Annotated in this window: 8 protein-coding genes and 1 pseudogene; 5 read left to right on the plus strand and 4 right to left on the minus strand. The window is 48.0% G+C overall.

The window, feature by feature from the left end; translation table 11 throughout:
• A partial coding sequence (locus tag V6C93_RS10095) for a transporter substrate-binding protein (protein ID WP_333476530.1) occupies window positions 1-2856 on the minus strand: 2856 nt, incomplete at its 3' end.
• A 578-nt stretch (window positions 2857-3434) separates the two neighbouring features.
• Here V6C93_RS10095 and hemC point away from each other — a divergent pair.
• Window positions 3435-4403 (plus strand): hydroxymethylbilane synthase, encoded by a 969-nt coding sequence (gene hemC, locus V6C93_RS10100; protein WP_333476531.1) that lies wholly within the window; start codon window positions 3435-3437, stop codon window positions 4401-4403.
• Between the two features lie 399 nt (window positions 4404-4802).
• On the opposite strand, the gene V6C93_RS10105 is transcribed toward hemC, so the two are convergent.
• A complete protein-coding gene (locus V6C93_RS10105; protein WP_333476532.1) occupies window positions 4803-5354 on the minus strand; it encodes an HdeD family acid-resistance protein in 552 nt (183 codons plus the stop codon).
• Window positions 5355-5716: 362 nt separating this feature from the next.
• Window positions 5717-6859 carry a glycosyltransferase gene (locus V6C93_RS10110; protein WP_333476533.1) on the minus strand — a complete coding sequence of 381 codons (1143 nt, stop codon included), beginning with the start codon at window positions 6857-6859 and terminating at the stop codon, window positions 5717-5719.
• A 469-nt stretch (window positions 6860-7328) separates the two neighbouring features.
• Between V6C93_RS10110 and hpnJ the strand changes: the two genes are divergently transcribed.
• On the plus strand, window positions 7329-8762 hold the full coding sequence (hpnJ, locus tag V6C93_RS10115) for a hopanoid biosynthesis associated radical SAM protein HpnJ (RefSeq protein WP_349262672.1): 1434 nt from the start codon (window positions 7329-7331) through the stop codon (window positions 8760-8762).
• A 301-nt stretch (window positions 8763-9063) separates the two neighbouring features.
• Here hpnJ and V6C93_RS10120 read toward each other — a convergent pair whose 3' ends face one another.
• A complete protein-coding gene (locus V6C93_RS10120) occupies window positions 9064-9345 on the minus strand; it encodes a hypothetical protein (RefSeq protein WP_333476535.1) in 282 nt (93 codons plus the stop codon).
• Window positions 9346-9401: 56 nt separating this feature from the next.
• On the opposite strand from V6C93_RS10120, the pseudogene V6C93_RS38155 reads away from it, so the two are divergent.
• The 3 genes and pseudogenes from V6C93_RS38155 (at window position 9402) to hpnK (ending at window position 12177) form a co-directional block, all read left to right on the plus strand.
• Window positions 9402-10616, plus strand: a pseudogene (locus V6C93_RS38155) (RNA-guided endonuclease InsQ/TnpB family protein).
• Window positions 10617-10668: 52 nt separating this feature from the next.
• The gene (locus V6C93_RS10135; RefSeq protein ID WP_349262671.1) at window positions 10669-11148 is read left to right on the plus strand and encodes a hypothetical protein; all 480 of its coding nucleotides are present in this window, start codon (window positions 10669-10671) and stop codon (window positions 11146-11148) included.
• 123 nt (window positions 11149-11271) lie between these two features.
• The gene (gene hpnK, locus V6C93_RS10140) at window positions 11272-12177 is read left to right on the plus strand and encodes a hopanoid biosynthesis-associated protein HpnK (protein WP_333476538.1); all 906 of its coding nucleotides are present in this window, start codon (window positions 11272-11274) and stop codon (window positions 12175-12177) included.
• Window positions 12178-12283 lie beyond the last annotated feature (106 nt).

Below are 12283 nucleotides of genomic sequence, written 5' to 3' on the forward strand. Positions count from 1 at the left end.
GATCGTGCTTTCTGCTCGTTTCAGCCGCTGAGCGATCGGAGCTGGCAAAATATTCAGCAGCAATTCCTCCGTGCATTCTTGTTGATAGCGCAGAGCCTCTTCCCAAACCTTACGTCTTGTAATATCAACAACACTGCCTTCGTAGTAGAGCAGTTCACCTTCAGTATCGCGAACCAGATGGGCATTCTCCGAAATCCAGATGACCTCACCATCTTGGCGATACACCTGAGACTCAAAATCTGATACCCTCTCTTGTGTTTGCATCCGTGCCAAAAATTCCTGCCAACGGCTTTTGTCAAAGTAACGTTGCCGATTCAGGTAGATAGAAGCCGCCTTCAGTTCTTCAACAGATTGGTAGCCATAAATTCTCGCCAATCCAGGATTAGCACTCAACAGATGCCCATCAGACGTCATTTGAAACAAACCCTCATAGGTGTTTTCAAAGATACTGCGATATCGCATCTCAGCGTTGCGCCTTGCCTCCTCTGACTGCTTACGCTCAGTAATGTCTCTGGCTGTAATCGCAATACCATTGCTCAGTGGCACAACTTGATGCTGAAGCCATGAGGCTTTCACCGGCGGCATCGAAATGGAAAACTCCTCTTCTAATACAATTCCTGTTTCAAAAACGTTGATATACTTGGCAAAAAATCCCTCCATACGATAGATGGGGAAAAGTTCGCTCATCCGTTTGCCAATCGCCTCTTCCCTGGGTAGAGAAATCATCTGTTCACCTTTGGAGTTGAGATCGGCAAAGATGAAATCGATGATGCGTCCTGTCTCGTCTCGCAGGTTTTGGAAGATGAAGAAGGCATCGAGACTTCCCTCAGCGGCGGCTCGAAATCGTGCTTCACTCTCTCGTTGAGCTTCTTCGGCTTGCTGGCGTTCTGTGATGTCATTGAGAGTACCGGAAATACCGAGCAGGGAACCGTCTGGCGCGAGGGTTAGTCGAGCGTAGACCTCAATCCAGCGAAAACCTCCGTCTTTGGTTAGGTAGCGGACTTCGTAGTGACAATGTTCTTTTTGTCCCTGAATGAGAGGCTGAAATAGTTTGAGATTTTGTTGGCGATCGCTTGGATGAATGTAGTCCAGAAAGTGAGTTCCCAAACTTTCCTCAACAGAAAATCCTGTGATTTCCACCCAAGCCGGATTGAGAAACGTCCATAAACCTGAAACATCCGTCTGAAAAACACATTCTTTCAGATTGTCAACAACACTCCGATAGCGTCGTTCGCTCTCCTGTAAGGCGTCCTCCGTCCGCTTGCGCTCTGTGAGATCTCGCGCTACCCAGATGACGGAGTCTGTCCCAAGCGGAGAAATACTAGCCGCAAACCAAACTTCTTGTGCCTCTAGGGTGGGGTGGCTGTACTCAACATTGATCGTCTGTTGAGTCTCTAAAGCTTTTTGGATATGAGCCAAGAAGACATCTGCTTGCGCTGTCGGGAAAACCTCATGCAGCGTCCTGCCAATCAATTCGTCGGTGGGTTTATGTAGGAGTGTGAGGTTGGTTGGTGCAATTTTGAGATAGCGCCCCTGTGTATCAAGGACAAGCACAACATCCGTTATCGCCGCTAGTAAAGCATGTAGCTGAGTCTCTGAGTCACGCAGTACAGCTTCCACAGTTTGGCACTGAGTAATTTCACGCTGTAACTGCTCCTTTTCGGCTACTAATTCACGGGACTTTTGCTCTAACTGCGAGGTTTGATGCATTCCTTGACTGACTTCAGCTAACATTTCTATGACGACTTCTGAGCCATTGAACTGGATCTGTTCAACACCTAACCAAGGCAGAGGATTAATCGGGCGATCGCAGGAATAAAGAATCTCAAACTGCCCCGTTGGTAAAACCCGCCCAATTCGGCAGGCTTGTTCTAGATGATGATTGGCCTCAATTCGGACTAATCCACTCGGAGCCTCAAAACTTTGACCATAAGCCGCCACCCGCACACACTCCACGTCGAAAGACTGCGCGTGTTCCACAGCTTGCTTCCAAAGGTAGACTTGGGTATAGGCCGCTTCAATGGGGTCTGAGGTTACGCGCTCAACTCCATAGCGCTGTTGAAAATTTGCAACAAACTGCCGATTTTTAGGAGTATCTAGACTCTGAAAGTAGCGCCAACAGGCATAATGACCTACAGCGGCCTCGCCAATCTGTTGTAGTTCGGTTTCGGTAACGCTCAGGGCTAAAATAGGAATCTCATTGGCTGTAATTTCTGACTCCTGGTACTGGCGATAAAAAGCAATATTAGTGTCCCCGTTGAGGATATTCAACACAACCTCAGCTTGCGATCGCTTTATTTGGCTGATAATTTTTGTAAAATCTGTTTCTGGCGAGGGCACGTAGGCTTCACCGATGACTACGCCCTGTTGGTGTTTAACTTGCGCTTTAACTAGTTTCCCTACAGTCCGAGGGAAAACCGAGTCGCTTCCTAGCAGATAAAACCTTTTTCCTTTGTTCGAGAGCAGCCAAGCGACAGCGGGTTCCACTTGTTGATTGGGGCAGGAGCCAATGTAGAAGATGTTTCTGGAACACTCAAGTCCTTCATACTGGAAGGGATACCAGAGGAGAGTATTGAGTTGTTCCAGCACTGGCAAGACCGTTTTGCGGCTGACCGAAGTCCAACAACCAAAAAGGGTAGCGACTTGCTCGCCTTGGATAAGTTTTCTGGCTTTGCCTTCAAACAAGTCAGGGTCAGACGCGGTATCTTCAACGATAGGTTCGATATACTGACCCAAGACTCCTCCAGTTTCGTTAATTTCTGCGATCGCCATGAGTGCCGCATCCACGAGGGGAGCTTCATTCATTGCCATTGTTCCGCTTAGAGAATGCAAGATGCCAACTCGCACATGTGACATAGCTGGGTTTTTAGCTGCTGATTTAACATAGATTCCGAACACAACAAGCGCAGGACGCACTTGGCTCAGAATGCGGTGGGCTTTTTGCCCTGAATTTCCTGTTTAATGATGGTGGAGACGCCCCTTAGCGGGTCTGCATTTTTCCAATAGCAGGCTGGCAAAACCCATTTCACTGCGGCAAGACTAAGCTGCACGAATACCTGAGCCGCAGCGACATTTCCCTCTTTAAACGTCGGGAGCCTTCACTACACTTGTGAAGGCGTCCCTTAATCTCGTTTTTCTCGCTAATCGTCTAACCCCCTAAGTCAGTCTAAGGCGAGGGCTAGGGTCAACCTTCAGCTCAAGACCAGCGCGGGTGCTCCAAGACTGATTGCAACAAGCTCGCATAAACAGCTTTTGCTTTGCTTGATGGGAAAAGGCAACGCAGCACCGAAATCTATGCACCCACTCTTCTACCTTACTCGATCTCAAAAGTACAAGCTCCAGTGATCTTCTTGCTCATCCAAAGGCTGAAGGAGTACCGACTGCGGTAGGCTAGATCGAGTCACTATAATTGCTCCAAATCACGCGATCGCTCTATGTCCCCTACTGTTAGCAGCCCTCCTCGCACCATTCGCATTGGTTCCCGCAAAAGTCAGTTGGCTCTGGTTCAAACTTACTGGGTGCAAGAACAGCTACAAAAATTTTTCCCAGATCGGCAGTTTGAAGTTCAGACGATGAGTACCCAAGGGGACAAAATCCTGGATGTTGCCTTATCCAAAATAGGTGATAAGGGACTATTTACCAAGGAATTGGAACTGGGCATGATCAATAATGAGATTGATTTAGCGGTTCATTCCCTGAAAGATTTGCCGACAAGATTGCCAGAAGGGTTGGTCTTGGGTGCCGTTACAGAACGGGAAGACCCCGCCGATGCCCTCGTGGTTCACGAAAAGCATAAAGATAAGCAGATTGATACTCTGCCCGAAGGTGCCGTAATTGGAACTTCTTCGCTGCGGCGGTTGGCACAGCTGCGTTATCATTTCCCCCACCTGGCGTTTAAAGATATTCGGGGGAACTTGAATACGCGACTGGCGAAACTGGATGCGGGTGAATATGATGCCCTGATTTTGGCAGCAGCAGGGTTAAAGCGATTGGATATGAGCGATCGCATTCACCAATTCTTACCCTCAACCCTCTCTCTCCACGCTGTAGGACAAGGAGCCTTGGGCATTGAATGCCGTGGGGATGATACGGAAGTATTAGAATTACTCAAAGCGCTCGAACATATTCCCACACGCGATCGCTGCTATGCCGAACGGGCATTCTTACGTCAACTCGAAGGAGGTTGCCAAGTGCCCATCGGGGTTAACACAACCCTTGAGGGCGATACACTCACCTTAACGGGTATTGTTGCCAGTGTAGATGGGAAAAAGCTGGTTAAAGATACCGTCACTGGTAAAGCCAGTGAAGCGGAAAACTTAGGCAATGAACTCGCCCAGCTCATGCGTCAACAAGGAGCACAAGAGATTCTCCAAGAAATCTTTGCTCAAATTGAGCGGGGTTAAGCACTGAACATCTTGCCGCAATACTCTAAAAATCCTTCTCTTTATACCAATTTCATTAAATAGCGCTACACTCTTATCCCCCTAACCCCTCTTTTTAAGGGGAAGGAAAGTATCTGTAGCAGGGATTGAGGAAATTGGTATTACTCAGGAGAAGGGTTTTGATTTTTCTAGCTTCTCCCTTTCTCTGAGCCAAGAGCTTCTAGAGACAGGACTCTCAGCCAAGTATCACTGACTTAAGAACCTCATCCTCACCCGTCAACCCTGGCGGAGGGGGTCTGGGGGACGCGCTTCGTCCCCCAGTGGGGGGTTTGGGGGGAACCCCCCCAATCTGGGTTTTTCCAAAGAACGATCGCTTTTCCCTTAATTCAGTGCCATTACCCTTAAGTCAGCGAGTTCACACTAGGATACGCTAGCGGCAGTACGCCCATTCAACGACAGCATCACCCGTGAGATACCAGTGAACAGAACGCTAACACCTACCAGTGTCCCAATTAACCAGGGAGCATTGAAAGGCCACTGGAACCAAATCATGCCTCCCAGAAGCAGGGTAATGATACCGTTCACCAGCACCGATGTCCAGTTTTGTTGCCCACGCAAGCGGAATGCCAGGATAAGCTCGAACACACCCTCTGCTAGCAAAAAGCTACCCAGCAATAGAGTCAGTGTGAGGACACCCCTGAAGGGGTTAAAAAACAACATTACACCGGTTGCAGTGTAGAGGATACTCAATAAAAGCTTCCAGATGAAGCCTCCCTGCTCGCGGGTTTGAAACGCATAGGCTAGCTTGGCAGCCCCCGCAGAGACAAGAATTAAAGCAAACCATGTCTCAGCAAAGATGGTCGAAGCAGTCGGTTGAGCGATCGCAACAATTCCCAAAATAGTTAGGAGAATGCCAATCAAAAGCGAGCCATTCACACTCTTGTTGATGTTAGGAGAAACGTCAGTTGTCATACAGGTTTTTTAATTTTTTTTACAAACTACTGACTTAATAATTAATCCAACCATTTGAACTTAACCTCTGTCTTAAAGAAGTGATGGCTGATATTAGATGTCTATCCTAAGTAGGACTAAGGGACTTGCGGCTTAATAATGTACCAATCAAGCTTGGCTGAATTTGTCAATACAGCTCTCCTCACTGGTACTTTATTTTTACGCAGCTCCCTAATGCCTTTTCACCTTTTCACTGAGCAGTGAGCAGTGAATAAAAAAAGGGCGGGCAGGATGCCCACCCCACAAAAGGTAGTTGGATATTTTTTTATTGAGAAGTCCCTAAGTGCTGTTACCAAATCTGCTCTTATAGACCCCTTTTCCTTTTATTTAGGTTCCCACTGGGTAATCAAACCATCCCCCATTACCCGAAGCCGTCGTCCGCGCCAGTATACACCTTGCCCAAACGCCCCCATCGCCCAAACAACCAAGCTGAGTAAGTCCCGTAAAGGCAGCGTCCAGAGCCAGCCTAAGAGTTTAGGACAACGGAGACTGAAAATTGATACCGAAACCTGAGCGTAGCGGATAAACCATGTGAATGAAGTGAGTGCGATCGCCCAATTCGCAAACCCAGCTAGCAGCAGCAGGGGCAAACAGTAAACCGTACCGTAACAAAACACCATCGTATAGTACTGAGCGCCGCGATTGTAACGAATCGTCCTCGCCCAGCGTAACTCCCGCTGGAATACCTCCTGGACAGCCTCTCGTCCTGTATCTGAATCCAGAACATACCGGGAGAGTTCAACTCGGTACCCTGCCTGTGCAGCTCGCTTGCCCAGGTTATAGTCTGACCCAATACGATTCAGATGCAGTCCGCCATAGTTGGCTAAGGTGGTTTTGCGAGTGGCGATGGTAGTTCCCACCGCACACCGCAGTCCACCATCGAGGATACGAGCAATGAGAAGGCTGGGAATAAAGTCAAAGCAGCGACCACAGGACGCGATCGCAGCTCCTAGGGACTGAGGATTGTAGCCGATGAAGGCACAAGTGAGCATCCCAACCTGCGGATCGACTAAGGGTGCAGTAACCGTTTGGATATAGTCAGTATTCACACAAATGTCACTATCAGCGAAGATAATCACTTCATACTGAGACTCTTCTAACAAATAGCTCAGGTTACTATCTTTATAATTAATTCCGCGAGGTTTTAAGTCGGTAAACAGTCGTGCCCTGTTAGGATAGGCCACCACCAGTTGCTCCAGGAGAGGAACAGCAGGGTCTTTGGGGTCGGTTACCCCAAACAGGACTTCGTATTCTGGATAATTCTGCCTACAGAACGACGACCAATTTTCCCACGCCCGTGCATCAAGACCGCAAACTGGCACCATAACGGATACCCCTGGCTGAGGGGCGTCTGCTGTTTTCTCAGTGCAGGTAAAAAATTGAAGCGTACAGATGGTACAGGCAAGGTAAAAGACAATGGAGCCACTGATGAGGAGAACAAGCAGAATTGCTAAAACAGTAATCATTATGCAAACCTCCAAGGCGGGAAACTCCGTCTATCAGAGAGCGGAGAGGAACGCGAGTTGCGACTTGAGGGGATTGGAGTCGATCTTGGGCGGCGAGACATTGCTGCCACATCCACAGGCAAGGCTTGGAGTGGGAAGCAAATTCAGTTCGTTAGAGACCTATTGAGTAGAGTCAGAACCAACGTTCAATCTAAATGCACTCAGAATTCTCGAAGACTTCTGAGAAGGCTCAAGGCACGAGAACGACCAAACTAGTTCCCGATGCCAGCACTTCACAACAACTTCTTTAATCTTCAGTTTGCCATGTTAAGGCACAGCTTGGAACGAGTGGCGCGATCGCTCCTTGAAGCAATTCTGTTAGGGTAATCGCGTAGCGTTGTAGAGGAAAGCAGAGAAATTGCAGTAGTATTAGCAATTATTTTGGCATCGCTCCCTTGCATTCAATCAACCAGCACCAGTTCAAACTATGATGAAAACGTTGCTACTAAATCCACCCTCTTTTGAAGGCTTCGACGGGGGAGCAAGTTCTCGCTGGCCTGCAACACGAGAGATTGAATCTTACTGGTATCCAGTTTGGCTAGCCTATCCGGCGGCAATGATTCCGGAAAGTCGCTTACTCGACGCGCCGCCTCATGGCATTTCACCCAATGAAACCGTTGCAATAGCGACTGAGTATGATTTCGTTGTTCTCTTCACCAGCACACCAGGGTTTTATAGTGATGTGCGCTTAGCTGAGATGATGAAGGCAGCAAAACCATCTTTGAAAATTGCCTTCGTCGGCCCTCATGTTACCGTACAACCGGAAGAAAGCTTGATGGCGAGTGAGGCGATTGATTTCGTGACTCACAAAGAGTTTGACTACAGCGTAACCGAGTTCGCTTCAGGCAAGCCCTTAGAAGAAATCAAAGGTGTAAGTTTTCGCAAAGATGGCAAGATTATTCATACCGAGAAGCGATCGCCCATTGAAAACCTAGATGCTCTCCCTTGGGTAACGCCCATCTACAAGCGTGACTTGGATATCACCCGCTACAACGTCCCATTCCTTCTTTACCCTTACATTTCCTTTTACACGACACGCGGTTGCCCTGCTAAGTGTACCTTCTGCTTATGGCCTCAGACATTCGATGGTCACATGTGGCGGCAGCGTTCTGTTGATGATGTTGCCAACGAGGTCAAACATGCCCTCGAACTTTTCCCCGAGACCAAAGAGATCTTTTTCGATGATGATACCTTCACCATCGGGAAAGAGCGAGTGCTAGCGCTGTGCGAACGGTTCAAGCCTCTCAACTTTACTTGGTCGTGTACCTCCCGCGTCCATGTCGATCTCGAAACTCTTCAAACCATGCGTGCAGCGGGTTGCCGTCTGTTCATTGTCGGTTTTGAGTCGGGTAATCCCCAAATTTTGAAGAACATCAAGAAGGGCGCAACCGTTGAGCAAGCCCGTGAGTTCATGAAAAATTGTAAGAAAGCGGGAATTGTCGTACACGGCGACTTCATCATCGGCTTACCCGGTGAAACGAAGGAGACGATTGAGCAAACGCTTCAGTTTGCCAAAGAGCTAGATTGTGAAACCATCCAAGTTTCCATTGGTCATGCTTACCCGGGCACTGACTTTTACAATTACGTTGAATCCAACAATTACCTCCGTTCTGACGTAGAGATGACCGATGAAACGGGTCATCAGTTACCTCACATTGAGTATCCCGGCTTGACACGAGGTGAGATGATGGAGGCCGTTGAGGATTTCTACGCGAAGTACTACTTCCGTCCCCGCATTGTGGCACGCATCGTCAAGAACGCAATTTTCGATGCGGAGGAACGCCGTCGTCTTTACAAAGAGGCACGGGAGTATCTCAGTTTACGTGCCAAGCGCAAGGAATTTGTTACTAGTCAACGGGGTTAATCAGCGATTCCACCTTTAACTTGCTCCCGTCGGGACGGGCAAGATGCCCATCCCACAAGATTTTTGTCAAAAACGCTAGTCGTTGCCTAGATGTGGAGCAGCTTAGCCCAAGAAAAGGGGAATGCGGATACCTGTTGTGTCTAAGTTAAATCGAATGTCACTGACTTAAGAACTTTCCTAGCTCACCAACTAACCCTTGTGCAGGGGGTCTCTAGGTAGGCACTCCGTCCCCCAGTGGGGGGTTTCCCCCCAATCTGGGTTTTTCCAAGAAACGATCAATTTTCTCTTAAGTCAGTGATATTCAAGTCAAATCTGCACTAACTCCTTGGAGGCAGAAACCATGATGCGATCGCCTTACGGCACCACCTGTTAAGAGCGATCGCAAAATCACTAAGCTACTCTTATTTCGCCCTACTAGGGAATAATACTCAGTCCAAAGAGGTATAGGATATTCTCCGTAGAAAGTGTAAAAGATTATAGAAAGCACCGTAAAACCCACTTCTTCTGATGTGGGGTATAAGGCGGGAAGCGCGTAGGGACGAAGCTGACCAATAGATTTGACAACGAAGTCATAAAGCTTCATCAACAATCTTATGTGAAGATGCTAACATAAGACATGGTAGTGGTAAGGTCGAACCCATGATCGTTTACGAGTTCAAGGTTAAGGGGAAAGAAGCTCAGTATCGAGCTATAGATGAGGCGATTCGTACAAGCCTTTTTATCCAAAACAAGTGCTTGCGCTACTGGATGGAAAACAAAGGCTTGCGTCAATACGACCTCAACAAATATTGTGCTGTACTGGCAGCCGAATTTCCTTTTGCCGACGAACTCAACTCAATGGCTAGGCAGTCTGCGGCAGAACGAACTTGGAGCGCTATTGCTCGGTTCTTTGATAACTGCAAGAAGAACGTTTTGGGCAAGAAGGGGTTTCCGAAATTCAAAAAGAATTGCCGCTCAGTTGAATATAAAACAAGCGGCTGGAAGCTTTCACAAAACCGAAAAGCTATTATGTTCCGAGATGGGAAAAACATAGGAACCCTTAAGCTTAAAGGAACCTACGACCTTAATTACTATGACATTTAGCAGATTAAGCGAGTTCGATTAGTCCGTAGGGCTGATGGGTACTACGCTCAATTTGCAATTGATGCGAAAGTTAGGGTTGAACCTAACCTAACCGGAAAGATGGTAGGACTGGACTTAGGGTTAAAATTCTTCATTGCCGACAATCAAGGCAATACAGAGCCTTGCCCTCAGTTCTACAGAAACTCAGAGAAGCAACTAAACCGAGCAAACCGCAAGAAGTCCAAGAAGTTCAAACGAGGTGGCTTACCGCAGACCAGAAACTACCATAAAGCAAGAAACCGATATGCTCGGAAGCATTTAAGAGTAAGCAGGCAACGAAAAGAGTATTGCAAGCGAGTTGCATATTCCGTTATCCAGTCTAACGACTTGGTAGCCTATGAAGACTTAAATGTTCAAGGGCTGGTGAGAAATCGGCATCTTGCTAAATCCATCAGTGATGCTGGATGGTCAATATTCCGCCAGTGGTTGGAGTATTTTGGCTTTAAATATGGAAAGGTAACAATTGCTGTACCTTCCTACAATACAAGTCAAAACTGCTCTAGTTGTGGGCATATTGTGAAAAAATCCTTATCAACTAGAACCCATGTCTGTCCGCATTGTGGGTTCATCGAAGATAGGGACGTAAACGCAGCCATCAATATCCTGAAATTAGCACTCAGTACGGCAGGACATGCCGGAACTTACGCTTGGGGAGATTTGCCCTCTTGGGCGATTGGAGCAATCCTGTCGTTTAACGGCGAGTCCGCGAACCAAGAATTCAACGTGCTCTGATTGCGTTGGAGTGTCAATGCGAAACAATTCATCAATACCATTGGTAGCGAGCATGAGTTTCAAGTTAAGCAAAACAAGTAAACATCTACTCCTGAGTGGTCTATTGGTTAGTGTGGGGCTCTGGGCAATGCCAGGAACTGCACAAGTAAAAGATGCCAAACTCAACGCTTTTGTGGAAGCCCTACGGCAGGCAGCACCCCCTCAGCGTCCGAATGATGGGATGTACAGTGACTGGCAAGTTTTACCGGGCATTATCCCGGATTGGACGAAACGATGTATCGGAAAGTCGTTGACACCTGCACAATTTGATGCAGGTGCGGATGCAGCACGCCGCACTGTGAGTTGTATCGCGGGACGGGAACTTAATAAGCAAATGAAAGCGACTGGCAATGAGACGGCGGCAGTTCGCAGTGCGGCCTGTTGGTGGATGACGGGTCAATACAACGGCTGCAAAAGTGGTGCAACGGCTACTTATGTCCAGAAAGTGGTCAGTGCTTACCAGCAGCAGAGTTCTGGAACATCCACGCGCTGAAAACGTTAGGCAAGAGAGTACTCTTGAGTAGGCTTGTCGAATAAAGCTCTACATTTTTTAGATTCCCCCAACCCCCCTTAAAAAGGGGGGCTATTAATTGCAAATCCCACCAGAAGCGATTTGATGACCCCAAGTTCGAGTATTTCCCGATCGCGCCGCCGCTTTGCCATTATCAATGGTGACGATTTTGGCTTCTCCACTGGGGTCAATCAGGGTATCATCAAGGCGCATGAGCAAGGGGTACTCACGAGTACCAGTCTGATGGTAACGGGTGAGGCATTTGAGGAAGCGATCGCATTGGCGAAAGCTCATCCAAACTTAGCCGTCGGACTCCACTTGGTACTCGGTTGCGGCAAAGCGGTGTTACCCCCTCACCAGATTCCCCATTTGGTTGACTCACAGGGAAATTTTTCCTCAGATTCGGTGAAAGCTGGGTTGCGCTACCAGTTCAGTGCAGCCGCACGTCGAGAACTGGCTCTGGAAATCCGCGCTCAGTTGGAAAAGTTTCGCGAAACTGGGTTACCACTCTCTCATGTGGATGGGCATTTGCACATGCACTGCCATCCGGTTATTTTGCGATCGCTCGTCGCATTAGCGGATGAATTCAATATTAAGGTCATCAGACTCCCTTGGGAGGAACTCAGCTTTACCCTGAATCTGGATCGCCGCGATTTACTCAACAAGGTGATTTGGTCGGGTGTTTTTGGGGGATTGCGCCGCTATGGGGAGAAATTGCTCAAATCTAAGGGAATTCAATTTTGCGATCGCGTCTATGGATTGCTCGAAAGTGGTCAGATGAGTGAAGACTACTTGTTAGGGCTGATTGGGCAGATTCAGGCTGACTTTGTGGAAATTTATTCCCATCCAGCCATTACAATTCCTGGCGAACCCCTCAATGGGCCACCGGGGGCAGGCGAGGTAGAACTCGCCGCCTGGATGAGCGATCGAGTGCGGGAGATACTAATGAGTAATGGTTTTGAGTTGATGAACTATAACAACATCAAGTCTATTGACGGATTGGAATCTTAATTCAGATTTGGGAATAATGATAAGCAGGATTTAGCGTAATCCGTCAAAATGCCCATGCTGTTCCGTCAAGGGGCGCTGGGAGGATGTCAATCTGAACGTATCTGCC

This window comes from Allocoleopsis sp. (assembly GCF_036703385.1).
Taxonomy (GTDB): domain Bacteria; phylum Cyanobacteriota; class Cyanobacteriia; order Cyanobacteriales; family Coleofasciculaceae; genus Allocoleopsis.